This window comes from Streptomyces sp. NPDC037083 (assembly GCF_055606485.1).
Genome location: NZ_JBVJSQ010000009.1, coordinates 336,078 through 359,810, shown reverse-complemented (window position 1 = coordinate 359,810; position 23,733 = coordinate 336,078). Strand labels below are relative to the sequence as shown.

Annotated in this window: 24 protein-coding genes; 10 read left to right on the top strand and 14 right to left on the bottom strand. The window is 73.2% G+C overall.

Going from position 1 to position 23,733, the window contains the following annotated elements:
* Nucleotides 1-19 precede the first annotated feature (19 nt).
* Nucleotides 20-2,266, top strand: a complete 2,247-nt coding sequence (locus ACZ7DE_RS25220; RefSeq protein ID WP_470764876.1) for an FUSC family protein — start codon at nucleotides 20-22, stop codon at nucleotides 2,264-2,266.
* A 436-nt stretch (nucleotides 2,267-2,702) separates the two neighbouring features.
* Here the strand turns inward: ACZ7DE_RS25220 and ACZ7DE_RS25215 are convergent, their stop codons facing one another.
* From ACZ7DE_RS25215 to ACZ7DE_RS25195, 5 genes are all read right to left on the bottom strand, one after another.
* Nucleotides 2,703-3,134 carry a hypothetical protein gene (locus tag ACZ7DE_RS25215; protein WP_470764874.1) on the bottom strand — a complete coding sequence of 144 codons (432 nt, stop codon included), beginning with the start codon at nucleotides 3,132-3,134 and terminating at the stop codon, nucleotides 2,703-2,705.
* Nucleotides 3,135-3,162: 28 nt separating this feature from the next.
* Nucleotides 3,163-3,999 (bottom strand): DUF1206 domain-containing protein, encoded by an 837-nt coding sequence (locus ACZ7DE_RS25210; RefSeq protein WP_470764872.1) that lies wholly within the window; start codon nucleotides 3,997-3,999, stop codon nucleotides 3,163-3,165.
* Between the two features lie 229 nt (nucleotides 4,000-4,228).
* Nucleotides 4,229-4,471, bottom strand: coding sequence for a DUF5133 domain-containing protein (locus tag ACZ7DE_RS25205; RefSeq protein ID WP_470764870.1), 243 nt, complete (start codon nucleotides 4,469-4,471; stop codon nucleotides 4,229-4,231).
* Nucleotides 4,472-4,526: 55 nt separating this feature from the next.
* On the bottom strand, nucleotides 4,527-5,345 hold the full coding sequence (locus ACZ7DE_RS25200; RefSeq protein WP_470764869.1) for a SigB/SigF/SigG family RNA polymerase sigma factor: 819 nt from the start codon (nucleotides 5,343-5,345) through the stop codon (nucleotides 4,527-4,529).
* 224 nt (nucleotides 5,346-5,569) lie between these two features.
* Nucleotides 5,570-6,013, bottom strand: coding sequence for an ATP-binding protein (locus ACZ7DE_RS25195; protein WP_470764867.1), 444 nt, complete (start codon nucleotides 6,011-6,013; stop codon nucleotides 5,570-5,572).
* Nucleotides 6,014-6,541: 528 nt separating this feature from the next.
* On the opposite strand from ACZ7DE_RS25195, the gene ACZ7DE_RS25190 reads away from it, so the two are divergent.
* Together ACZ7DE_RS25190 and ACZ7DE_RS25185 are read left to right on the top strand one after the other, a co-directional pair.
* The gene (locus ACZ7DE_RS25190) at nucleotides 6,542-6,763 is read left to right on the top strand and encodes a hypothetical protein (RefSeq protein WP_470764865.1); all 222 of its coding nucleotides are present in this window, start codon (nucleotides 6,542-6,544) and stop codon (nucleotides 6,761-6,763) included.
* A gap of 511 nt (nucleotides 6,764-7,274) precedes the next feature.
* On the top strand, nucleotides 7,275-7,730 hold the full coding sequence (locus ACZ7DE_RS25185; RefSeq protein WP_470764862.1) for a cyclic nucleotide-binding domain-containing protein: 456 nt from the start codon (nucleotides 7,275-7,277) through the stop codon (nucleotides 7,728-7,730).
* A gap of 25 nt (nucleotides 7,731-7,755) precedes the next feature.
* On the opposite strand, the gene ACZ7DE_RS25180 is transcribed toward ACZ7DE_RS25185, so the two are convergent.
* Together ACZ7DE_RS25180 and ACZ7DE_RS25175 are read right to left on the bottom strand one after the other, a co-directional pair.
* The gene (locus tag ACZ7DE_RS25180) at nucleotides 7,756-9,060 is read right to left on the bottom strand and encodes an MFS transporter (RefSeq protein WP_470764860.1); all 1,305 of its coding nucleotides are present in this window, start codon (nucleotides 9,058-9,060) and stop codon (nucleotides 7,756-7,758) included.
* Nucleotides 9,061-9,165: 105 nt separating this feature from the next.
* The gene (locus tag ACZ7DE_RS25175; protein WP_470764858.1) at nucleotides 9,166-9,783 is read right to left on the bottom strand and encodes a LysE/ArgO family amino acid transporter; all 618 of its coding nucleotides are present in this window, start codon (nucleotides 9,781-9,783) and stop codon (nucleotides 9,166-9,168) included.
* Nucleotides 9,784-9,860: 77 nt separating this feature from the next.
* Here ACZ7DE_RS25175 and ACZ7DE_RS25170 point away from each other — a divergent pair, with 77 nt between their 5' ends.
* A complete protein-coding gene (locus tag ACZ7DE_RS25170; RefSeq protein WP_470764854.1) occupies nucleotides 9,861-10,775 on the top strand; it encodes a LysR family transcriptional regulator ArgP in 915 nt (304 codons plus the stop codon).
* Here the strand turns inward: ACZ7DE_RS25170 and ACZ7DE_RS25165 are convergent.
* A complete protein-coding gene (locus ACZ7DE_RS25165; RefSeq protein WP_470764851.1) occupies nucleotides 10,772-11,494 on the bottom strand; it encodes a TetR/AcrR family transcriptional regulator in 723 nt (240 codons plus the stop codon). The genes ACZ7DE_RS25170 and ACZ7DE_RS25165 overlap by 4 nt on opposite strands.
* Nucleotides 11,495-11,639: 145 nt before the next feature.
* Between ACZ7DE_RS25165 and ACZ7DE_RS25160 the strand changes: the two genes are divergently transcribed.
* Both ACZ7DE_RS25160 and ACZ7DE_RS25155 read left to right on the top strand, forming a co-directional pair.
* Nucleotides 11,640-12,857 (top strand): saccharopine dehydrogenase family protein, encoded by a 1,218-nt coding sequence (locus ACZ7DE_RS25160; protein WP_470764848.1) that lies wholly within the window; start codon nucleotides 11,640-11,642, stop codon nucleotides 12,855-12,857.
* A gap of 100 nt (nucleotides 12,858-12,957) precedes the next feature.
* The gene (locus ACZ7DE_RS25155; RefSeq protein WP_470764846.1) at nucleotides 12,958-13,206 is read left to right on the top strand and encodes a WhiB family transcriptional regulator; all 249 of its coding nucleotides are present in this window, start codon (nucleotides 12,958-12,960) and stop codon (nucleotides 13,204-13,206) included.
* 67 nt (nucleotides 13,207-13,273) lie between these two features.
* On the opposite strand, the gene ACZ7DE_RS25150 is transcribed toward ACZ7DE_RS25155, so the two are convergent.
* From ACZ7DE_RS25150 to ACZ7DE_RS25135, 4 genes are all read right to left on the bottom strand, one after another.
* Nucleotides 13,274-15,118 (bottom strand): sensor histidine kinase, encoded by a 1,845-nt coding sequence (locus tag ACZ7DE_RS25150; RefSeq protein WP_470764844.1) that lies wholly within the window; start codon nucleotides 15,116-15,118, stop codon nucleotides 13,274-13,276.
* The gene (locus ACZ7DE_RS25145; RefSeq protein ID WP_470764842.1) at nucleotides 15,115-15,813 is read right to left on the bottom strand and encodes a response regulator; all 699 of its coding nucleotides are present in this window, start codon (nucleotides 15,811-15,813) and stop codon (nucleotides 15,115-15,117) included. The genes ACZ7DE_RS25150 and ACZ7DE_RS25145 overlap by 4 nt, the downstream gene beginning before the upstream one ends.
* Nucleotides 15,814-15,831: 18 nt before the next feature.
* Complete coding sequence (locus ACZ7DE_RS25140; protein WP_470764840.1) at nucleotides 15,832-16,575, bottom strand: L,D-transpeptidase family protein; 744 nt, start codon at nucleotides 16,573-16,575, stop codon at nucleotides 15,832-15,834.
* Between the two features lie 61 nt (nucleotides 16,576-16,636).
* Entirely contained in the window at nucleotides 16,637-18,055 is a 1,419-nt protein-coding gene (locus ACZ7DE_RS25135) for a M1 family metallopeptidase (RefSeq protein WP_470764838.1), read from the bottom strand.
* Nucleotides 18,056-18,204: 149 nt separating this feature from the next.
* On the opposite strand from ACZ7DE_RS25135, the gene ACZ7DE_RS25130 reads away from it, so the two are divergent.
* Nucleotides 18,205-18,564, top strand: coding sequence for a DUF488 domain-containing protein (locus ACZ7DE_RS25130; RefSeq protein ID WP_470764837.1), 360 nt, complete (start codon nucleotides 18,205-18,207; stop codon nucleotides 18,562-18,564).
* 2 nt (nucleotides 18,565-18,566) lie between these two features.
* Here ACZ7DE_RS25130 and ACZ7DE_RS25125 read toward each other — a convergent pair whose 3' ends face one another.
* Together ACZ7DE_RS25125 and ACZ7DE_RS25120 are read right to left on the bottom strand one after the other, a co-directional pair.
* The gene (locus tag ACZ7DE_RS25125; protein WP_470764834.1) at nucleotides 18,567-20,240 is read right to left on the bottom strand and encodes an FAD-binding dehydrogenase; all 1,674 of its coding nucleotides are present in this window, start codon (nucleotides 20,238-20,240) and stop codon (nucleotides 18,567-18,569) included.
* A gap of 16 nt (nucleotides 20,241-20,256) precedes the next feature.
* Nucleotides 20,257-20,898, bottom strand: coding sequence for a TetR/AcrR family transcriptional regulator (locus ACZ7DE_RS25120; protein WP_470764831.1), 642 nt, complete (start codon nucleotides 20,896-20,898; stop codon nucleotides 20,257-20,259).
* A gap of 126 nt (nucleotides 20,899-21,024) precedes the next feature.
* On the opposite strand from ACZ7DE_RS25120, the gene ACZ7DE_RS25115 reads away from it, so the two are divergent.
* From ACZ7DE_RS25115 to ACZ7DE_RS25105, 3 genes are all read left to right on the top strand, one after another.
* On the top strand, nucleotides 21,025-21,654 hold the full coding sequence (locus ACZ7DE_RS25115) for an alpha-ketoglutarate-dependent dioxygenase AlkB (protein ID WP_470764829.1): 630 nt from the start codon (nucleotides 21,025-21,027) through the stop codon (nucleotides 21,652-21,654).
* Between the two features lie 65 nt (nucleotides 21,655-21,719).
* Complete coding sequence (locus ACZ7DE_RS25110; RefSeq protein WP_470764827.1) at nucleotides 21,720-22,931, top strand: acyltransferase family protein; 1,212 nt, start codon at nucleotides 21,720-21,722, stop codon at nucleotides 22,929-22,931.
* A 51-nt stretch (nucleotides 22,932-22,982) separates the two neighbouring features.
* Nucleotides 22,983-23,732 carry an MBL fold metallo-hydrolase gene (locus tag ACZ7DE_RS25105; protein ID WP_470764824.1) on the top strand — a complete coding sequence of 250 codons (750 nt, stop codon included), beginning with the start codon at nucleotides 22,983-22,985 and terminating at the stop codon, nucleotides 23,730-23,732.
* Nucleotide 23,733: the final 1 nt, after the last annotated feature.

The following is a 23,733-nucleotide window of genomic DNA, read 5'->3' as shown; positions in this document are numbered from 1 at the left end:
AGGGGAGAGTACGGCGGGCGTGAGGGCGGCGGCACGGGCGTTCGGCGCACAGGTGCGGGATCGGGTCGCGGCGTCCGATCCCGGGCTGCTGCGTCTGGCGGCCGGGCTGCGGACGGTCGGCGCGATCGCTCTCACGCTGGCCGTGCTCTCCCTGCTGGGCGCGGACGTCTCGCACCTGGTGGCGGGAGCCATCGCCGCGATGGTCGCCACGTTCGCCATCCGGGAGAAGCAGCGTGACCGGCAGGCCGTCACACTGGCGCTGGGCCTGCCGGTCGCGCTGGTCTCCGTGTCGCTGGCGGCGCTGCTCAGCTCCCGGGTGGTCGCCGGTGACCTCTTCTTCGTCGCGCTGATCTTCTGCGCGGTCTACGGCCGCCGGTTCGGCGACCGGGGCACGGCGCTCGGGCTGATCGGCTTCCAGGTCTACTTCATGTCCTTGTTCGTCGGCGTCGGGACGTCGTCGCTGCCCGGGTACCACGGGGTCATCGTCGTGGCCTTCGCGAGCAGCGCGGTGGCCCGGTTCGCGCTGGTGCCGCAGACGCCGACGGGGATCCTGCTGCGGCTGCGGCAAGCCTTCCGGGCGCGGCTGGCGCAGTTGCTCGACGCCCAGCTCGAACTCCTCGACGCCGGGACGGACGACGTGGCGAAGGCCGTCGCCCATGTGCGCGAGGGCACCGCCCGGCTGCACGAGACGGCCATGATGATCCAGGGCCGACTGGAGGAGGGCACCCCGGACGAGGCCGTGGCCCGGCTGGTGCAGCGGCGGATCGCGGACGCGGAGATCGCCGCCGAGCGCCTCGGCCTGCTGCTGCTGACGGCGCGCAGCGCCGAACGGGCCGACACCCTGACGCTGCACCTGCCGGGCGCGCCACTGCCCGAGAGCGGCCGGGTGCCGGTGCGGGACGAGGCCCTGGACACCCTGCGCCGCGATCTTCTGGCACTGCAGCTGCTGGTGCGGCATCCGGTCGCGGCCGGGTCGGGCACCGCGTTGTCGCATGTGCGCAACCGGCTCCTCGGCTACCGGGACGAGGAGAATCTGCCGAAGGCGCCGCCCGACGTCCAGGACGTCTTCCGGGGCGTCGGCGAGGCGGCGCGGGCGGTGCTGGGGCTGCGGATCGCGCTGGACGGGCCGCAGGACGAGTCCGACGACAGCCCGGAGACGGCCCGCTCCCGTGAGGAGATGGACGCGGAGGACGCCGCGATCGGCGGGGCCGAGGAGGACGAGGGGACGGCGGCGCAGGCCACGGGGCTGCGGCGGCCGACCACCCGGGCCGCGGTGCAGGTCGCCGTCGGTTCGGCGCTGGCCATCGTCGGCGGCGAGCTCCTGTCCTCCCACCGCTGGTACTGGGCGGTGCTGACCTGCTGGATCGTGTTCATCAACACCGCCTCCACCGGGGAGATCCTGGTCAAGGGCTATCGGCGGCTGCTGGGCACCGTGCTGGGCGTGGTGGCCGGCATCGTGCTGGCGGGACTGGTCGGGCACCACACGTGGACCGCGTTCGCGGTGGTGCTGCTGTGCGTGTTCGCGATGTTCTACACGGCGCCGCTGTCGTACACCCTGATGTCGTTCTTCGTGACGGCCGCGCTGGGCGTGCTGTACACGCTGCTGCACACCTACAGCCTGTCGGTCCTGGTGCTGCGGGTGGAGGAGACGGCGCTGGGGGCGGCCTGCGGGATCGTCGCCGCGGCGCTGGTGCTGCCGGTGCACACGGACCGGCGGACCAACGAGCTGCTGACGACGGTGCTGGACCGGCTGACCGACGTCACCGAGGCGGCCGTGGAGCAGCTGAGCGGCGGTCCCCCGGCCGAGCTGCTGGACCGGGCCCGCGATCTCGACCAGGCGCTGGCCGACCTGCGGGCCGCCACGCAGCCGCTGACGCACCCGGTGACACCGCTGCGGACCCGGCGGGACACCGCCCGCTACGTCGTCGCGCTCCTGGAGACCTGCGCGTACCACGCCCGGTCCCTGGCGGCCACGGCCGAACTGCTGCCGACGCATCCGTCGATAGCGGCGGACCCGCGACTGCGCCGGGCCGGGCAGCGCATCCTGCACAACATCGGGGCGATCGCCGCCCACGTCGCCGACGAGCCGAGCACCGCCGAGGTCCTGACCGGGCCGAGCATCGCGGCCCTGCTGAAGCCCGGCGGGCCGGGGACACCGCGCTACGGCCGGGTGACCGACCGCGTGCTGCGGCATCTTCAGCGCCTGGACGAGGCGGTGGTCGGCCTCGCGCGCCCACTCGGGGCGCCGGTGGCACCGCCGAAATGAGCCGAACCCCGAACACCGGAGCACCGGAGCGGGGCGGACCCCGGCCACCGGTGGAGGGGGGCGAACCCCGTCCACCGCGGGTACGGGGCGGGCCCCGGAACCGCAGGAATGGGGTGGGCCCCGGACGCCGAAGTGGCGGGGACCCCGGCCACAGCCGAAGTGGGGTGGGCCCTCGCCACCCGAGTGGGGCGGGCCCCGGACACCGCAGGAACCGGGCGGGCCCCGGTCACCGGTGGAGTGGGGCGAACCCCCGACACCGGAACGAGGCGGGCCCCGGACACCGGAGCGGGGCGGGCCCCGGACACCACAGGAACCGGGCGGGCCCCGGACACCGGAGCGGGGCGGGCCCCGGAGACCGGTGGAATGGGGTGGAACCTGGCCACTGGAGCGAGGTGGACCCCGGACGCCACTGGAGTGCGGCGGGCCCCGGAGGGGCTCAGAAGTCCGTCGGCATGCCGCTCGCGGCCGCTATGCCCCGCAGTTCCTCGGTGTCCTGCTGGCGCTGCCGGATGCAGCCGGCGATCTCGGCGAGGCGACCGGGGTCCGACGCGGTGGCCGCGTCGGTGACCACCCGGACCGGGCCGGTTCCGTCGACCTGGATCTCCACCAGCTGGTTGTCGAGCCGGCCGGTGACCGCGGTGGCGATGACCAGGGCCGCCTCGTCGCGGATCTCCTGGGGCAGATCCTCGGTCTCCTCGGGGTCGAGGGCGAAGTCGAGACTCTCGGGGGGCTGTTCGTCGAGGGCGCGCAGCGCAGGCGCCACGACCTTCAGCAGGAGCTGGTAGTCCTCGCTGTCCATGCGGACGCGAAGAAGGTCGAGGTACATGTCCACGGGCCGTCCGTCGCGCGGGAACTCTGCTTCGTTCATCTCGTTCGTGTTCCCCGCGAGACGGACGTCAGACCTTGCGCCAGCGTGCCATGGCGAAGGAGAACAGTCCGAAGAGCATCAGCCCGGCGGCGACGCAGGCCAGCAGGCCGGGCCCGGCGGGTGTGCCGGCGAACGAGCGGAGCGTGTCGTCCAGCCCCTTGGCCTCGTCCGGCTTGTACTCCACGGCGGCCCGTATGGCGAACGCTCCGGCGGCGGCGAACACCGCGCCGCGGGCCGCGCCGCCGCCGACGCCGGTGATGTCCACCAGCCGGCGCACACGCGGGGACATCTGCCCCAGCAGCATGTGCTTGCGGTAGGACCGCATGACGGCGCGGGCGCCGATCCACACGCCCGCGACGACTATCCCGGCGCCGCCGACGCCCACGATCCACTGCCCCCCGGGCAGGCCGAGCACCCGCGCGGTGACGTCCTTGGACTGTTCGTCGCTCGAACCGCCGCCGTTGCCCGAGCCCGCGGCGAAGGCGAGGACGGAGTAGGCGACGAAGGAGTAGAAAACACACCGGACGACTGCCAGCAGCCTCTTCTTGGCGCTGCGGCCGTCGGCGCCGGCCGCGCCGAAGACGGCCTCGGAGAGCCTCCACAGTGCCATGCCGACCAGTCCGACGCCCAGCGCCCACAACAGGACGGAGCCGAAGGGCTTCTGCGAGATCTCGGCGAGGGCGCCCTGGCGGTCCGCCTGCTCCTTGCTGTCGCCGAAGGCGATCTGCAGGGCCAGCAGTCCGACCAGCAGGTAGATCACCCCGCGTGCGGCGAGTCCGGCCTTGGCGGCCCCCTTGGTCACCGAGCCGCGTGCCGCCCGCTCCGCCCCGGCGCGACCGTTGTGCGCCATGGCACTGGTGTTCATTGCCGACCCCTCCCTGAAGTCTCCCCGACTTTCGCAGAATCCGACTGCCCCGGCTCGGGCCGGACACACGCACCGTCGGGCACACGCCTGCGGCCGGTCACCCCTGTTCGGGGTGGCCGGCCGCAGGGCGGTGCATGTGCGCGAGGTGGGACGACCCCTGCCGCGGGCGTCACGCACCCGCCGTCGGGTCGCCGTGGACCGCCTCGGTCCGCGGGTGCCTCTCTGCCGTTCAGGCGTACACGCGGGGCCCGTCATCGGTGTGCGGGCGTCCCACGGCGTCGGCGGCCGATGCCGCCTCCAGCCAACGGCGGGCCGTCTGCAGGGCCTGGTTCACGTCCCGCGTGCCGGTGGACACGCACAGCGTGTAGGCGAGGTCGCGCTCCTGCGCGCGTGCCTCGGGGGAACCGGTCCCGGACAGCGCCTCGTACTCGTCGACGAGTTTGCGCAGGACGGCAGGATGGGGCATCAGCATCGGCGGGCTTCTCCTTACGGTCGACGAAGGTGGGGGTGTCGTGTCCTGCGGTCGGTCAGCGCAGAGCTTCCTGGCGCACCCGCTCGCAGCTGCGGCTGATGAGCCGGGAGACGTGCATCTGGGAGATGCCGAGCTTGTCGGCGATCCTGCTCTGCGTCATGTCCTCGAAGAAGCGCATGTAGAGGATGGCGCGCTCGCGTTCCGGAAGGCGCCGCAGACCTTCCTTGGCCGACTCGCGGTCGATCACGACGTCGAAGGAGGAGTCGGCGGCGCCGAGGGTGTCGGCGAGGCTGTAGCCGTCGTCGCCGGAGGGGACCTCGGCGTCCAGCGAGAGCGTGCTGAAGCTCTCCAGGGCCTCCAGTCCGGCGGCCACCTCGTCCTCGGTGAGGCCGGTGTGGGCGGCGAGGTCGGCGACCGACGGTTCGGGGGCTCCCGGGTTCTGGGCGAGTTCCCGGCGGGCGACGCGCACCTTGTTGCGCAGTTCCTGCACCCGGCGAGGCACCCGCAGGGCCCACATGCGGTCCCGGAAGTGCCGCTTGATCTCGCCGGTGATGGTGGGCACGGCGTAGCTCTCGAAGGCCCCGCGTTCGGGGTCGAAGCGGTCCACGGCCTTCACCAGCCCCAGGGCCGCCACCTGACGCAGGTCCTCGATCGCCTCGCCGCGGTCGCGGAAGCGGCCTGCGATCCGGTGGGCCATGGGCAGCCAGGCGGTGACGATCTCGTCGCGCACGGCGTCCCGTTCGGGGCCCTCCTCCAGGGTGACCAGCCGGGCGAACCGGCCTGCGGTGTCGGGCGCGTCGTCGTGGGTGCGTCGCGGGTGAGCAGCGGCAGGGGCCGATGCGGCGGGACGGCTTGTCGACATGTCGATAGGCATGCGTAAACGCTCCTGAACGGTTGTTTCAGGTGACTGACGACGGGAGGGCTCCTGACACCCGGGGCGCGTGCAGCGCCCCGAAGCGGTCCCACCGCTCCCGTCGGCGCGCCTCCGGTCCGAAGCACGAACCTCCATCTGCCCTGCCCCTGGAGGTGCAAACTCCACATCCAAAAAAGGGGTTCACGAGGTGCTCCGGCCGCCTTCGCGGCGGCCAGGACGGCGGGTCAGAACACGGGGACCACGGCGGTGATGCGCTTGCCTCCGGACGGCAGGCCGGACACCCGCACGTCGCGGGCCAGCCGGCAGACGATCGGCCAGCCGCGGCCGCCGGTGCGCCGTCGCCCCTGTTCGTCGAAGGGGTCGGCGACCACGGGCAGCCGGTCGCTGCGGTCGCTGACGGACACGCACACGGACCCTCCCTCCACGTCGACGTCGAAGCCGGTGACGCCCCCGCCGTGCAGGATGGCGTTGCTCGTGAGCTCCGAGGCGACCAGCAGCGCGTCCGAGAGGGCCTCCTCGTCGTACGGACAGCCGATGGCCCCGCATCGGCCGCTCACGACCCGTCGCACGGCGCTGCGGACATCGGCCGGTCGGCACTGCTCGTGCCCCTCGCGCCCGAACGAGCCGTCCGGCACGTTCACGCGGTCCGTCGAGTCGTTCGTACGCATCCCTTCGCTCCCCTGACTGTTCCGGCTGGTCGATGGTCGTCGATGTGGCGGATGGTGGTGCACGGCGAGCGGATCGCCGCCCCGAGCCCGGCCTGCTGTTCCGCGCCCGGTCCGCGGTTCCGAGGCCGGCCCCCTGTTCCTAGGCCGGACCCCTGCTCCGAGGCCGGCCAGCCGTTTCCGCGCCCGGCCGTCGGCCCGGGCAGCCCGTCGACCCAGGGCCGCCGGACTCCGGACTCCGAACTCGGGGGACTCCGTCGTCCGGCGATGGACGCGCCGGGGCACGTTCCGGACCTGGCCCGCCCCGGCCATCGCTCGGGATCGTTCGGCCGGAGTCCGGCACGGTTGCGGATCGCCGTCCGGGCCGACCGTCACTTCGCCGCGGCCCGCAGGCGCCTCTCTCCCGCGTCCCCGCCGCCCTCCTCGGGCGGTGCGGTCTTTTCTTCTCCTCTCTCGGCTGGCCGCCCCGTCGGCGGCCAAACCTCCCGGACTGGGCGCAATCGTCGCGCCGGACCTGGGTAGGCGGCCTGTATGAGCGATGTCGTGGACTCCGATGAACTGTTGCGGCGCATCCAGCGGGCCCGGGCCTGCGCCGGGGATGAGCTGCTGGCCTGGCGGGCCCGCAACACCGACCTGGCGCAGACCGATCCGGACGGGGCGTTCGACGCCCGGGTGCGGGGTCTCGCCTACGAGTCGGTGGTGAGGGTGCTGGACGAGATCCTGACGCCGGGCCGTGCCGCCGACGGACGGTGACCGGGTGCCGGGCCGCACGAGAGGCGGATTGCAGGTCACCGGCCAACTGCGGCGGGCGCAGGGCGTGTTGTCCGGCGAGGAGGCGGTGGGGCAGGTACCTGCCCGAGACGGGCGGCCCGGGGTTCGTGACCGTCGGGGTCGTGACGCGGGCGGTCGGGACGGGACGGCGGGACGGGACGACGGAGAGCGGGACGGAGCGGAACGGGACGGAGTGAAACGGGTCACGTGGCCGGGTTTTGGCCGCACGAAACCACCGTGAATGGTTTACGGTTCATCCATACGTGGTGGGCGGAGTCGACGGTGCTCCTCCTCCATCCACCACCCCTTCGCTGCCCTGGCTGGCTTCCCCCGTCCAGCCAGGGCTTTTCCCTGCCCTCACGGACGTCCGCCCGCGGAACGCGGGAAAGTGCCGTCCGCCGAGGTGCCCGTGACGTCGGCAGCGGCTGAAATGAGAAGGGGAGAACCCTCCGAGCAACCATCCGCACCGACCGTCGGCGAGGAGCCCCGCGCCATGACCAAAGCGACCAGACTGCTGACCGCCCTGCCGCCGCCCCAGCGTCGGCGCCTGATGGAACTCGCCCGCGAGGTCTCCTTCGCGGAGGACGCCCGGATCTTCGAAGCGGGCGGCACGGCCGACCGTTTCTGGGTGATCCGTTCCGGCGCGGTCTCGCTCGTCCAGCAGGTCACGTCCCATCGACGGGTCACCGTCGCGAGCCTCGGCGCCGGCGACCTGCTCGGCTGGTCGTGGCTGTTCCCGCCGTACCGGTGGGACTTCGGCGCGGAGGCCTTCAGCCCCGTGCGCGCCTACGAGTTCGAGGCGCAGCCGGTGCTCAAGCTCTGCGAAGAGGAGCCTGCGCTCGGACTGTCACTGGTGCGGATCGTGGCCGAGATCCTCGCACACCGGCTGGAGATGACCCGGGGCAGGCTGATGGAGCAGTACGGCACGCACCGGCGCGGGGTGCTGTAGCCCCGCCCGGCTCGGGCACCCGCCGTCAGATCCGGTAGCGGCGCAGCGCGGGCACCGCGGCCGCCAGGCCCAGCATGAGCGCGACGACCAGCAGACCTCCGCCGGCGACGGCGGCGCGGGGCCCGAAGGCGGTGCCCGCGGTGCCGTGCAGGACGTCGGCCAGGCGTGGTCCGCCCGCGACGACGACCGTGAAGACGCCCTGCATGCGGCCGCGCATCTCGTCGGTTGCGGCGGACAGCAGGATCGCCCCGCGGAAGACCATGGAGACCATGTCGGCGACGCCGGCACAGGCCAGGAACATCACCGCGAGCCACAGACTGCCGCTCAGCCCGAACCCGGCGATCGACACGCCCCACGCGACGACCGCGCCGATGACCATCCAGCCGTGCCGGCGCGCACGGGAGAACGTCCCGGAGAACAGTCCGCCCAGCACCGCGCCGATGGGGATCGCCGCGAACAGCAGACCGAGCGCGAGCCCTTCGCCGTAGGAGGCGTACGTCTCGGAGGCGAGCTGTGGGAACAGGGCGCGGGGCATGCCGAAGACCATGGCGATGACGTCGGCGAGGAAGGACAGCAGCAGCACCTTGTGCCGGGAGATGTAGCGGAAGCCCTCCGCGATCTCGCGCATCCCGGCGCGCCGGGCGGCCGCGCTCGCCGACGGAGGCAGCGCGGGCAGGCGGACCACGGCCCACAGCGTCACGCACAGCGCGACGGCGTCGAGGAGGTACAGCTCGGGCAGGCCGATGACGGGGATCAGGGCGCCCGCGAGCAGTGGGCCGGCGACCAGGCCCGTCTGCATGACGGTCGAGCCCAGGGCGTTGGCGGCGGCCAGTTCGTCCGCGGGGACCAGGCGGGCGATGGAGGCGTTGCGGGCGGGCGAGTTCAGGCCGAAGAACGCCTGCTGGGCGGCGAGGAGCACCATCAGCACGGCCACCGAGCCGAGCCCCGAGGCCGCCTGGATCCAGAACAGCACCGAGGTGAGGGCGATGCCGCTGTTGGTGACCAGCAGCAGCTTGCGCCGGTCGACGGTGTCGGCGACCGCGCCGCCCCACAGCGCGAAGAGCACCATGGGCACCAGTCCGGCGAGGCTGGCGTAGCCGACCCAGGCGGAGGAGCCGGTGATGTCGTAGATCTGCTTGGGCACGGCCACCGCGGTGAGCTGGCTGCCCACGGCCGTGACGACGGTCGAGGACCACAGCCGCCGATAGGCCGGCCGGCGCAGCGGCCGGGTGTCCATCGCCCAGCGGCGCCAGCCGCTGCGGACGGGGTCGCGCGGACTCGGGTGGGCCTCCTCGGCCTCGGGTGCGGGGGTGCTCTCGCTCGTGTCCACGCGCTTCCTGGCTGCTCGTTACATCTTTCGATTCCGTGGGTCACTATCGCAGCTCCCCGTGCGCTTCGGCCGCCCTTTTGGACACGCTGTCCCGGATCGCGGACGTCAGGCGCGCGCGACCAGGAGCAGCCCGAGCGTGATCATCGTCGCCGCCACCAGTCCGTCCAGGACGCGCCAGGCGGCGGGGCGGGTCAGGAAGCGGCCGAGCAGCCGGGCGCCGAAGCCCAGGGTCGCGAACCAGCACAGGCTGGCGAACGCCGCGCCCAGGCCGAAGGTCCAGCGCAGCGTGCCGCGGTCGGCGGCGATCGAGCCGACCAGGAAGACGGTGTCGAGGTAGACGTGCGGGTTGAGCCAGGTCAGCGCAAGGCAGGTGAGCACGGCCCGGCGGCGCGAGCCCGCGGTCTCGCCGTCCGTGCGCAGGGCGTCCGTGCCGGGCCTGACCACCCGGCGAGCCGCGAGCAGCCCGTACCCGAGCAGGAACGCCCCGCCGATCCAGCCGACCACGGTCAGCGCCTCGGGCCAGGCGACCACCACCGCGCCCACCCCGCCCACTCCGAGGGCGATCAGGAGCGCGTCGGACAGCGCGCAGATCCCCACGACGGCCAGGACGGCGTCCCGGCGGATCCCCTGGCGGAGCACGAAGGCGTTCTGGGCGCCGATGGCGACGATGAGCGACAGACCGGTTCCGAAGCCGGCGGCCGCGGCGGTGAGAGCGTTGGACATGCCCTCCACGCTAGGCAGACGATCTCTGGGGGTACAGCTAAAGATTCTTACCTATCATTAGGATCCGTGATGCTCAAGTGACGACGAACCTCTCCCTCGACCTCCCCCTCGACCAGGTACGGACGCTGCTCGCCGTGGTCGACGAGGGCACCTTCGACGCGGCGGCCGCCGCCCTGCACGTGACGCCGTCGGCGGTCAGCCAGCGGGTGAAGGCTTTGGAGCAGCGCACGGGCCGGGTCCTGCTGCTGCGCACCAAGCCGGTGCGGCCCACGGAGTCCGGCGAGATCGTCGTGCGGTTCGCCCGCCAGCTGGCCCGGCTGGAGCGCGACACGCGGTCCGAGCTGGGCATGAGCGGTGAGGGCGAGCCGACACGGGTGACGGTCGCGGTGAACGCGGACTCGCTCGCGACCTGGTTCCTGCCGGCCCTGGCCCGGGTGCCGCAGGAGCCGCCGCTGTGCTTCGAGCTGCACCGTGAGGACGAGACCCGCACGGCCGAACTCCTGCGGGAGGGACTGGTGATGGCCGCGGTGACCTCCTCGCCCGCCCCCGTGACCGGCTGCTCGGTGCGCGCCCTTGGCACGATGCGCTACCTGGCCGCCGCGAGCCCCGGGTTCGTGGCCCGGCATCTCGCCGACGGCCCGCTGCACGAAACCCTGACACGGGCGCCGGTGATGACCTTCGACCGCAGCGACGACCTCCAGGACGCGTTCGTGCGTGGACTGCGGCCAGGTACCCCGGGTGCGGGCCCGGTACGACACGCCGTGCCGACCTCGGAGGGCTTCGTCGCCTCGGTCGCCGCCGGGTTCGGCTGGGGCATGGTGCCCGAGGTCCAGGGCGAACCGCTGCTGCGCTCCGGCGGCCTGGTGCCCCTCGCCCCCGATCGCCCGCTGGACGTCCCCCTGTACTGGCAGCAGTGGAAACTCGACTCGCCGGCCCTGGCGGCGGTGGCGGACGCGGTGGCGGCGACGGCGGCCGAGGCGCTGAACGTCTAGGGCGCCGCGCCGGCCGCCCGCAGGGCCGTCAGCCGGGCCTGCGCGCTGTCCAGCAGCATCTCCAGCGCCGTCGGATAGGCGCTGGTCACCATGCGGGTCGACAGCAGCGGGGCCGCCTCGGCGATCCTGGGGTGGGTCTCGGCGGGCAGGTGGGCGTACGTGGAACGCCACATCGCGTCGTCGGCGCGTTGCGCGGCCCGCGGCAGGGCCAGGGACGCGGCGTCCAGGGCGGCGAAGGCCAGGGTCTGGTCGATGAACGCGTGGTAGATCCGCACGGTGTCGGGCAGCGGGAAGCCGGCGGTGCGCAGCACGTCCAGGACGGTCTCGTCGGCGGCGAGTTCGTTGGCCCGACCGGTGACCCGGCTCGCGGTGAGCTGGGCGGCCTGCGGGTGGGCGACGTAGGCGGCGTGCACGCGCAGCCCCACGGCGTGCAGGTCCGCCCGCCACTCCCCCGTCCGCTGCCAGCCCCGCAGCGCCTCGCCGATGAGCGCGTCGCCGATCGCGAGGGTCAGATCGTCCATGCCCCGGAAGTAGCGGTAGAGCGTGCTCGGGTCGCAGTCCAGGGCGAGGCCGAGGCGCCGGGCGGTGAGCCCCGTACTGCCGTGCTCGCGCAGCAGTCGCAGCGCGGTCTGCACGATCAGCGGCTCCGACAGCACCGTGCCGCTCCTGGTGGGACGACGCCGGCGCCGCCTCTCCTCGGGGACGACCTGCTTGGCCATGTGCCCCACGCTCCCTCGCGCTCTTATGCCAACGCCATTGACCTTACGCGACCGCCGGGCGTTGTATCTGGGACAGGGCAGCCCGCTTCGCACTCTTCGTTCGCACACTCTGCGTTCGCACTCTCAGACCGAGGGAGTTCTCGTCATGCGTGTCCTGCTCGTGGGCGCCGGCGGTGTCGGCACCGCCATCACCCGGATCGCCGCCCGTCGTCCGTTCTTCGAGGCGATGGTGGTCGCCGACTTCGACCCCGCCCGCAGCGCGGCCGCCGTCGCCGCGCTCGACGGCGACGACCGCTTCCACGCCGAGCGCGTGGACGCCGGCGACGAGGCCGCCGTGGCCGGCCTGCTCGCCCGCCACCGCTGCGACGTCCTGCTCAACGCCACCGACCCGCGGTTCGTGATGCCCCTCTTCCGCGCGGCGCGCACCGCCGGGGCCGACTATGTCGACATGGCGATGTCGCTGTCCCGGCCGCACCCGGAGCGCCCGTACGAGGAGTGCGGGGTCAGGCTCGGCGACGAGCAGTTCGCCGAGTCCGACGACTGGGCCGGGGCCGGCGCCCTCGCCCTGGTCGGCATGGGGGTCGAACCCGGGCTGTCGGACGTCTTCGCCCGGCACGCCGCCGACGAGCTCTTCGACGAGATCGAGGAGATCGGCGTCCGCGACGGCGCCGACCTCACCGTCGAGGGCCACGACTTCGCGCCCTCCTTCAGCATCTGGACCACGATCGAGGAATGCCTGAACCCTCCCGTGGTCTACGAGGCCGACCGCGGCTGGTTCACCACCGCACCCTTCAGCGAGCCCGAGGTGTTCGACTTCCCCGAGGGCATCGGACCGGTGGAGTGCGTGAACGTCGAGCACGAGGAAGTGCTGCTCATGCCGCGCTGGGTGAAGGCGCGCCGGGTCACCTTCAAGTACGGCCTGGGCCGGGAGTTCGTCGAGACGCTCCGGACGCTGCACCGCCTGGGGCTGGACGGCACCGCGCCGGTGACCGTGCCGAGCGCGCACGGACCGGTGACGGTCTCGCCCCGGGACGTCGTGGCCGCCTGTCTGCCCGACCCCGCGACACTGGGCGACCTGATGCACGGCAAGACGTGCGCGGGCACCTGGGTACGCGGCGTCAAGGACGGTGCGCCGCGCGAGGTGTACCTGTACCACGTGGTCGACAACCAGTGGTCCATGGCCGAGTACGGCAGCCAGGCCGTGGTGTGGCAGACAGCCGTCAACCCGGTGGTCGCCCTGGAGTTGCTCGCCACCGGCGCGTGGTCCGGGGCGGGCGTCCTGGGCCCCGAGGCCTTCCCCGCACGCCCGTTCCTCGACCTGCTGACGGCGTACGGCTCCCCGTGGGGCCTGCGGGAGCAGTGAACGTTTTTCCGGTCCGTCCTGTTTCACCGCCGCGCCCCCGGTGACCCGACCGGGAGCAACTCATCCGGAAGCACACACGACTGGATCGCAGGTGACTTCGATGGACGACTGGCGAGAGCACGCCGAGTGCCGCACTGAGGACCCCGACCTGTTCTTCCCGATCGGCACCTCGGGCCCGGCACTGCTGCAGACGGAACAGGCGAAGGCGGTCTGCCGGCGCTGCCCGGTGCGGGAGCCGTGTCTGGAATGGGCCATGGAGACCGATCAGACCCTCGGGGTCTGGGGCGGCACGAGCGAGACGGAACGGCGCGCACTCAAGCGGCGCATCAGGGCGCGGCGCAGCTCCTGACCAGGAGGCCACGCGCCGCCCGGCACAGGGCGGTTCGCGCGCGTCCCACCGCCCCGGCGGGCCGCCGTCAGCCTTCCGCGGGAGGCGCCGCAGCCGGCAGTCTCAGGGTGAACACGCTGCCCGTGCCGGGCGTGCTGGCCGCTTCCGCCGTGCCGCCGTGGGCGGACGTCAGCTGACGGACGATCGGCAGGCCCAGGCCGCTGCCGCCGGTGCGGCGGCTGCGCGACTTCTCCGCGCGCCAGAACCGCTCGAAGACATGCGGCAGATCCTTGGCGGCGATGCCCGTGCCGGTGTCGGCGACCGCCAGGACGACCTGCTCGCCGTCTCCCCGGGCGGTCAGCGTGACCGTGCCGTCCGGCGGCGTGTGCCGTACGGCGTTGGTGACGAGGTTGCCGAGCGCCTGCCGCAGCCGCACCGGGTCGGCGTCCAGCCAGAGGGCCGTGCCGGTCTCGGTGCGCAGGGCGACTGAGGCCGCGTCGGCGGCGACCCGGTGGGCGGCGGCGACCTGGGCCAGCAACTCGTCGGCGGGCACCGGCTCGCGGTGCAGCAGCAGGGCGCCGGCGTCGGCGGCCGCGAGGTCGCGCAGGTCGTCGATGACGCGCTGGAGGAGCAGCGCCTCCTCGTGGAGGGCGCCGAGCAGTTCGGCGTCGGGTTCGACGAGCCCGTCGCGGGTGACCTCCAGCCAGCCCCGGATGTTGGTGAGCGGGCTGCGCAGTTCGTGCGCCACGTCGCTGACGAGGGCCTTGCGCTGGGCCTCCAGACGTTCCCTGCGCTCGGCGAGGTCGTTGAACGCCTCCGCCAGGATGCCGGTCTCGTCCCGCGTCGTGACGGGCACCCGCGCGTGCCGGTCCGGGGGCTGCTGCGCGGCCTCGGTGAGGGCGCGCAGGGGCCGCACCAGACGGGTGGCGACGACGGCGCTCACGGCGACGGTGACGGCCAGCACCAGGCCCGCCGCGCCGAAGACCTTCGTCTTGTTGGCCGGGGACATGTCCCAGCGGGGCGCCGCACCGCCGGACCCGCCCCCGAGGAACAGCTCGGCGACCGGGGCCACATACGGGTCGAGCTGGGTGCGGCGGGCGTCCTCCAGGCAGTTCTGGGCCGCGCGCACGGCCTTGGCGTCGCCCGCCTTGACGTACGCGGGTCCGGGGGTCGCGTCCCGGCCGGTGACGCCGGGGATGCCCGGGCCGAAATACAGCGGCATGCCGGCGTCCAGGCCCACGCGGGTCAGACAGACGGCCGCGTGGGCCTGCAGCGCGGTGAGCGCCTTCTGTTCGGTGGGAGCCGGCGTGTCGAGCTGTCCGTCCGCGCAGCCCTCGGGCACGTAGCCGGAGGCGGCGGCGCCGTCGGCGTCGGTGAGCACCGGGCGGCCGCTCGGGGTCCGCACGAGTGTCGTCTCGATGCCGTAGCGGGAGAAGCACCGCTGCCGGGCGTGGGCCAGGGCGTCGAGTTTGCGGCGTTCGAGCGGGGTGAGCCGGTAGGGCCCCACCACCCGCGGGTCGATGCCGCCGAGCTGGGCGCCGCGTTCGCTGTCGGTGTCGGTGCGCAGGGGGTCGATGGTGGCGGCGGCGCGTGGCGGCAGCGACGTGCCGTGCGGCGCGGAGTCGGCGAGGAGCGTGCGGTCGGCGGCCGTCAGGGCGATGCGCCGGCCCGTCCTGGCGGACAGGTCGCGCACCGTCGCCTGGACGCCCGCCCACTGCGGGTGGGTGGCCGCGTAGCCGCTGAGGCGCGCGAGGATGTCCATGTCGTCGGCCAGGGCCTGTCCCTGTTCCTCGCGCAGCGCACGGGTGGTGGTGGCCACCGCCAGCCACGCGGTGGCGGCCACCGAGCACACGGCGATCAGCACGGAGGCGCTCAACAGCCGCACCAGCAGCCGCTTGCGCAGCGGTATGCGGACACGGCCGGCGCGGGTCACGCGCGGCCGCCGCTCAGTTTGTAGCCCACGCCGAACACGGTCAGCAGCCGCACGGGTCTGCGGGGATCGGCCTCGATCTTGCGGCGCAGGTTCATGATGTGCACGTCCACGGCGCGTTCGGTGGAGGAGCGGTCGAAGCCGCGGGTGCACTGGAGCAACTGCCGCCGGGAGAAGACCCGTTCGGGTTCGGAGACCATCGCCAGCAGGATCTGGAACTCGGCCGGGGTGCACTCCACCGTCTCACCGGCGCACCGCACCTCGTGCCGCTCGGGATCGACGGCCAGCCCCGCGGCCCGCACCACGGGATCGTCGCGCCGGTCGGCGCCGGCGCGCCCGCTGCGCCGCAGGACGGTGCGGATGCGGGCCATCAGCTCGCGCGGGCTGTAGGGCTTGGTCATGTAGTCGTCGGCGCCGAGTTCCAGGCCGAGCAGCACGTCGTCCTCGGCGGTGCGGGCGGTCAGCATCAGCACCGGGACGTCGTCGTCCCGGCGCAGCACCCGGCAGACCCCGAACCCGTCGACGACCGGCAGCATCAGGTCCAGCACGACGAGGTCCGGCCGGTCCCGCCGCACCGCCTCCAGCGCCGCGGAGCCGTCGTGCACGACGGTGGCGGTGTGTCCCTCGGCGAGCAGCGAGCGGCGGATGAGTTCGGCCTGCATCGCGTCGTCCTCGGCGACCAGTACATGAGCGCACACGCGGCGACTTCCGTTCTCTCAGCGGGCCAGAGAGGCATGGTCGCCCATGACGACCACCGGGTGCAGCGCGGGGTCGAGGGTGCGCAGCAGGTCCTTCATGCGTTCCGCGGCGAGGGCGACGCAGCCGTGGGTGGGGCCGCCGTGGTCGACGTGGAACCAGATCCCGCCACCGCGGCTCGCGCCCAGCGGGCGGGTCCAGTCGAGCGGCGAGGTGCCGGGGACGCGGTTGTAGTCGATGGCGATCACATAGTCGAAGGAGCCCTCCAGCGACTCGCCCTCGAACCCGGTGCCCGGCGAGCGGAAGCCCCTGCCCCGGTCGTACGGCAGTTTCGTGCCGGGGTCGCGCAGCAGGCCGCCGGCGTCGGAAAGGCCGTACACGCCGACGGGCGAGCGCAGGTCGCCGGCCATGTGGTGGTCGCTCCAACCGTGCAGCGCGTTGTGCGCGGGCCAGTGTTGGCCGGCCTGCCAGCCGGCCCCGGTGCGGCGGTGCAGGACGACCGTGGAGAGCGGGGAGTTCCTGCCGCTGCCGGTCACCACGACCACCTGCCGCGCGTCCTTGGGGACCGCGGCCCGGGTCTTCGGCCCCAGGCCCGGTATCCGCTGCGGTGTCGCCGCGGCGGAGCCCAGGGGCGCGGGGGCGCCCGCCGCGGCCGCGGCGGTGCTCGTGGGCGGGTGCCCGGCCGAGGGCGTCGCCGTGCCGCCGCATCCGGTGAGCAGGAGGGGTACGGCGAGCAGCGCGACGCGGAGGCGGTGCGTGATCATGGGTAGACCCTGACCGAAAGGTGTTTGGAACTCGTCAGGTTGCACCGCCTCTCGCGGGACGTCACGGCCTGCCGGGCTTGCCCCGACCGTACAGCCAGGTCCGGAACAGCGCGTCGAGGTCCTTGCCGGACTCCCGCTCGGCGAGCCGCTGGAACTGGGCGGTGGTGGCGTTGCCGTAGCGGTGCCGGTCCGCCCAGGCGCGCAGGATGCGCAGGAAGGCGCGGTCGCCGACGGCGGTGCGCAGGACGTGCAGGGTCATGGCGCCCCGGGCGTAGACGGGTGTGCCGAAGATGTTCGCGCCGCTGCCGGGGTCGCCGGGCGGGAACTTCCACAGGCCGTCGGTGGCGGGGCGGGCGTACAGCGCGTCGAAGGCCTTCTGGGCGCTGTCGCCGCCGTGCTGCTCCGCGTAGAGCCACTCGGCGTAGGTGGCGAAGCCCTCGTTGAGCCAGATGTCCTTCCACGAGGTGAGGGAGACGGAGTCGCCGAACCACTGGTGGGCGCTCTCGTGGACCAGGGTGTCCAGGTCGGGCGCCTCGTCGTACACGGGCCGCGACTGGGTCTCCAGGGCGTAGCCGACGTCCGGGGCGTGGTCGACGATGGAGCCGGCGGCGCGGAAGGGGTAGGGCCCGAACAGCCTGCTCTCCCACTCCAGTACGGACGGCAGCTTGTTCAGCACGGGCGCGGCGGCCGCGGCCTCACGGGGGTCGACGGCGTCGTAGACCTTGAGTCCGTCGCGGGTCGTGTACTGCTTGACCTGGAACTTCCCCACGGTGGCGGTGGCGAGGTAGGCGGCCATGGGCTCCGTCTGACGCCAGCGGAAGGTGGTCTTTCCCTTCGAGGTGTGCTGTCCGAGCAGGACACCGTTGGCGACGGCGGCGCGGCCCTTGGGGACGGTGATCGTGAAGTCGTAGGAGGCCTTGTCGAGGGGATGGTTGTTGGCCGGGAACCAGGTCATGGCGCCCTGCGGTTCGCCGGCGACGAAGGCTCCGTCGTCGGTGGGGATCCAGCCGTCGGGCGAGCCGTCGGGATCGGTGACCGGGCCGGGGGTGCCGTGGTAGGTGACGGTGACCTGGAACCGCTCGCCCTTGCGCAGGGCGCGCCGGGGGGTGACGACGAGTTCCTGGCCGTCGCGCCGGTGGCCGGCCTTGACGTGGTCGACCGTCAGGCCGGTGACCTTCAGCCCCTGGAAGTCGAGGTCGAAGCGGGTCAGCCGCTGGGTGGCGCGGGCGGTGAGGACCGCCTTGCCGTCGAGGCGGCGGCTGCCGGGGTCGTAACGGAGGGTCAGGTCGTAGTGGGTCACGTGGTAGCCGCCGTTGCCGGCCAGCGGGAAGTAGGGGTCGCCGACGCCTGCCGTGCCCGTCGGGCCGGCCGCGGTGGCCGGTCCGGCCGCCATGAGCAGTGCGGCCACGGCGACGGGCACGGTGGCGGCGACGGCTTCACGGCGCAGCAGAGCGGTGGTGCGTCTGCGGGGGTGTGTCACGTGTGCTCCTGGGGGGTGGCGTGTGATCAAACGTCCTCAGACTAGGACCGGACGCCCCTGTCTTCCCCCTCATTCAGGTCAAGCCGAGCGGTGCCGGCGGACGCGCCTGCCTACGATCGGCACGAGCCGCAAACCCGAGGACGGTCACCATGAAGGTCCGCGTACGTCGCGTCTACGACCCGCCCGAGCCGGAGGACGGCGTGCGGGTCCTGGTCGACCGGCTGTGGCCGCGCGGGGTGTCCAAGGAGGCGGCCCGCGTCGACGAGTGGCCCAAGGGGCTCACGCCCTCGACCGAGCTGCGCCGCTGGTATCACGCGGGCGAGGGGCCGTTCGAGGAGTTCGCCCGCCGCTACGAGGCGGAGCTCGCCGGGCCCGAGGCGTCCGAACTCCTCGATCACGTACGTGAGTTGATCGCAGGGGGGCCGGTGACGCTGGTGACGGCCGCGAAGTCGCCGGAGCAGAGCCACACGGCGGTGCTGGTCCGCCTGCTGACGGCGGACCAGCGCTGAGGTCAGCCGGCCTGCTTCGCCGCCGCCCGTCCGGCGGCCCGCCCGGAGAAGAGGCAGCCGCCGAGGAAGGTGCCTTCGAGCGCGTTGTAGCCGTGCACGCCGCCGCCTCCGAAGCCGGCGACCTCGCCCGCCGCGTACAGGCCCTCGACCGGCCGCCCGTCGGCGCCCAGGGCGCGTGAGTCGAGGTCGGTCTGGATGCCGCCGAGGGTCTTGCGGGTGAGGACGTGCAGCTTGACGGCGATCAGCGGGCCGGCCTCGGGGTCGAGGATGCGGTGCGGAGTGGCGACGCGGCCGAGCCGGTCGCCGATGTAGCGGCGGGCGTTGCGGATGCCCTGCACCTGGGCGTCCTTGCTGTACGGGTTGGCCATCTGCAGGTCGCGGGCCTGGATCTGACGGCGCAGGGCGTCCACGTCGAGCAGCGCCTTCTCCGTCAGCCCGTTCATCTTCTCGACCAGCTCGTCGAGGGTGTCGGCGATCACGAAGTCCGCGCCGTGGTCGAGGAAGGCCTGCACCGGAGCCGGGGCGCCCTTGCCGAGCAGCCGGTCGCGCAGGACGGCCCTGCGGTCCTTGGCGGTGATGTCCGGGTTCTGCTCGGAGCCCGACAGCGCGAACTCCTTCTCGACGATCTTCCGGGTCAGGACGAACCACGAGTGGTCGTACCCGGCGATGTCCTCGGTGGTCCGCAGGTACTCGAGGGTGCCGAGGGTGTCGTAGCCGGGCAGGCAGGGGTCGGGCAGCCGGCGGCCGAGCGCGTCGAACCACAGCGACGACGGGCCGGGCAGGATGCGGATGCCGTGGCCGGGCCAGATGGAGTCCCAGTTCTGGATGCCCTCGGTGTAGTGCCACATGCGGTCGCGGTTGACGAGGCGCACCCCGGCCTCGGCGCTGATGTCGAGCATCCGGCCGTCGACGTAGGCGGGGACGCCGGTGACCATCTCGGCCGGCGGGGTGCCGAGCCGCTCGGGCCAGTAGCGGCGGACCATCTCGTGGTTGGCGCCGATGCCGCCGCTGGTGACGACCACGGCCTGCGCGGTCAGTTCGAACTCGCCGATCGGGTCCCGGTTGGAGGCGACTCCGCGCGTGGCGTCGTCGGCGGCCAGGACCGTGCCGCGCACGCCGCGTGCCGCGCCGTCCGCCAGGACCAGGGCGTCGACGCGGTGACGGTGGTAGAAGGTCAGCAGGCCGTCCTTCGCGGCCTGCTTGGCGTAGCGGACGAACGGTTCGACGACGCCGGTCCCCGTGCCCCAGGCGACGTGGAACCGGGGCACGGAGTTGCCGTGGCCGTCGGCACGCAGGTCGCCGCGCTCGGCCCAGCCGACGGTCGGCACGAAGGAGATCCCGTGTCCGGCGAGCCAGGTGCGCTTCTCCCCCGCCGCCCACTCCACATAGGCGCGCGCCCAGCGCACCGCCCAGGAGTCCTCGTCCTCGGTGCGGTCGAATCGGGCGCTGCCCCGCCAGTCGCTCCAGGCGAGGTCGAAGGAGTCCTTGATGCCGAGCCTGCGCTGTTCCGGGGAGTCGACGAGGAAGAGGCCCCCGAAGGACCAGAACGCCTGGCCGCCGAGGTTGGCCGCGTTCTCCTGGTCGACCAGGGCGACCCTTCTGCCCCTGCTGGTGAGTTCGTGCGCAGCGACGAGGCCTGCGAGGCCCGCTCCGACGACGATGACGTCCGCGTCCATGGCGAGGGTGCCTTTCTCATTCGGAACATCCGGGAGGGGTGCTGCCGTCGGTCAGCAGCGCGGTGAGCAGTTGCTTGAGCCAGGCGCGGGCACCGTCCACGTCCTGGTCCAGGAGCAGTTGGGTGGTGACCCCGTCGTAGGCGGCGACCACCGCGTGGGCGGCGGAGTCGGCGTCGCCGAGGGCGGCGGGCAGGGGGGTGTGACCGCGGGCACGGGCCAGCCGGTCGGCGATGGCGCCGCGCAGCCTGCTCCGGTGCTCCAGGAGGGTCTGCGCCACCGCCGCGTCACGGGCGGCGTGCACCAGGAAGTCCGTCTTGACCAGCAGCCAGTCCAGGTCCAGCAGGAGCACCTCGGTGACGCGGTCCACCGAGGCCGGTACGTCGAGGTCGGGGCCGTCCCCGGCGAGGGCGTCGGCGACCTGCTGGGCGATGAGGTCGGCGCGCTCCCGGTAGAGCGCGAAGAACAGCTCGTCCAGGCTGGCGAAGTTGGAGTAGAAGGCCCCCCTGCTGTACCCGGCGGCGTCGCAGACCTCCTCGATGGAGACGCGCCCGAAGCCCTTGGCCGCGAAGACGGCGAAGGCGGCGTCGAGCAGGTTCGCCCGCGTACGGGCCCGGCGTCGGGTGACACGCCCCGCCGGCCGGCTCTGCCCCTCGTCCATGGTCGGACCTCCGTTCGATACGCGAATGTATCCGATACATCGATGCATCGAAAGGGCGAGCGAGCACCCACCCGACTCCACCCCCACACCACGAACACACTTTCGATTAAGGCGTACGCTGGACGCATGACCGCGCACCACCTCCAGGGGTCCCTCTTCGACCAGAGCGACGAACTGCACCTCGCCCCGCTCGACGGACTGCGCCGCACCACGCTCGGCGCGGGCGCATGGATCGACGTGCTGCCGGGCTGGCTCACCGGCTCGGACGCGCTGTTCGAACACCTGGCGGCCGAGGTCCCCTGGCACGCCGAGCGCCGGAAGATGTACGACGACGTCGTCGACGTACCGCGTCTGCTGGCCTTCTACGGAGCGGGCGAGAAGCTCCCGCACCCGGTGCTGGAGGAGGCCCGCCGCGAACTGTCCGCGCACTACGCGGACGAGCTGGGCGAGCCGTTCGTCACCGCCGGCCTGTGCCACTACCGCGACGGCCGGGACAGCGTCGCCTGGCACGGCGACCGGATCGGCCGCGGCGCCCGCGTCGACACGATGGTCGCGATCCTCTCCGTGGGCTCGCCGCGCGACCTGCTCCTGCGTCCGGCAGGCGGAGGCGAGACGGTACGACGCCCCCTGGGACACGGCGACCTGATCGTGATGGGCGGCTCCTGCCAGCGGACCTGGGAGCACTGCGTCCCCAAGTCGGCCCGTGCCGCCGGACCGCGCATCAGCATCCAGTTCCGCCCCCGCGGAGTGCGCTGAACGCCCCGCAAACGGAGCCGGCGGTACCCGTACCCGTACCCCGCGGGGGTACGTACGTTGGGGCCATGAGGAACCCGGAGCCCGCGCCCCCGGCCACGACGGCCGAGCTCCCGACGAGCGCTGCCGCCCGGCGCACGGAACTCGACGTGCTGCGCGCCCTCGTGGTCGTCGGCCTGGTGTTCTTCCACGCCGCCCTGGTCTTCTCCCCGGACGACGACTTCTACGTCAAGAACCGCGACACCACCGACGCCGTCACCGTCGTCGCGGGCCTCGGCGTGGTGTGGGCGATGCCGATGCTCTTCCTCGTCGCCGGGCTCGGCGCCCGCCACTCGATCCGCCGGCGCGGCCCCGGCGGCTTCGCCCGCGAGCGCCTGCTGCGCCTGGGCGTCCCGCTCCTCTTCGCGACGCTCACGATCATCCCCGTCCCCCAGTGGCTGCGGCTGCGCGCCGCCGACCCGCGCTACGACGAGCCCTACGGGCGTTTCTGGCTGCGCTTCTTCGACGTCCGGCTCGATCTCGGCGACTTCCCGTTCGTCCTGCGCGGGGAGCACTTCGAGACCGGCCACCTGTGGTTCGTGGTCCTCCTCCTCGTCTTCTGTCTGCTCCTCGCGCCGGTGGCGGCCCCGCTGGCCGCTGCCGCGCTCAGGGCGGGCGACGCGGTGGGCCGCCGACCGACCCTGCTGCTCCTGCCCGCCCTGCCGCTCGCCGCGATCGACTCCCTGCTGGGCATGGAGGAGAGCTACGCCGGCTGGAACCGCTGGGCGTATCTGCTGTTCTTCGCGTACGGCTACGCACTGTCCGACGACGAACGGATCCGCGCCGCGACACGCCGCGCGGCCGTCCCGGTCGGCGTGCTCGGCGTCGCTTTGTTCACGGCGACGGCGCCGGGGTTCATGACCGCGGACGACCCGTTCACCGACGGGACGCCGCTCGCGCTGGCCTGCCGGGCGCTGTTCGGCGCGGCGGGCTGGTGCTGGGTGGTGGCGATCCTGGGACTGCTGGACCGGCCTCGCGCCGGCCGCCGTCCGCCCGGCCCGGTGCTGGGGTATCTCGCGGTGGCCGCGCTGCCGTTGTACGTGCTCCACCAGCCGGTGGTCGTGGCCTTCGCCTACGGCGTGGTCGGCCGGCCGGCGCCGATGGCCGTGAAGTACACGGCGATCGTGACCGCTTCACTGGCGGTGATCCTGCTGGTGTACGAGTACGGGGTGCGCCGGACGCGGGTCACCAGGTTCCTGTTCGGCATGCGTGGAACCCCACGGTCCACATCAGGGCGGTGATCTGCTTTGCTGTCCCCCGGCGGGCACCATCCTCGAGGACACGGGACGGCCATGCGGGCAGACGTACGGCAAGTGGCGGACGGCACCTACCTGGTGCACGGCAGCAACACCAACTGGGTGATCCTCACCGACGGCGACGCCCTCACCCTGATCGACACCGGCTACCCGGGAGACCGTGAACTGGTCCTGGACTCCCTTGCCGCCGTGGGCGGTTCGCCGGAGGCGGTCACGGCCGTGCTCATCACGCACGCCCACAACGACCACCTGGGCTCCGCCGAGTACCTGCGCTCGACGTACGGCACCCCGGTCCTTCTCCACGAGGCGGAAGTGCCCCACGCCCGCCGGGAGTTCCTGCAGCAGGTGACCGTGGGCGAGGTGCTGAGGAACGTCTGGCGGCCCGGAGTGCTGCCCTGGATGGTGCACGTGCTGCGCTCGGGCGGAACCGAGCAGCACCCGGTCGCCGCGCCGCAGGCGTTCCCGGCCGCCGGGGGCCCGCTCGACCTGCCCGGCCGGCCGGTGCCGGTGCACACCCCCGGCCACACCGACGGCCACACCGTCTACCACCTCCCCGACGCCGGGATCGTCGTCTCGGGAGACGCGCTGGTCAGCGGTCATCCGACCTCGCGCGTGCGGGGGCCGCAGCTGCTGCCGGACATGTTCCACCACGAGCGCGCCCGCGCGGTCGCCTCGCTGGACGTGATCGAGGGGCTGTCGGGCGATCTGCTGCTGCCCGGGCACGGTCCGCTGCACCAGGGGTCCGTGAAGGCGGCGGCGCAGCAGGCCCGCCGGCACGCCGTCTAAG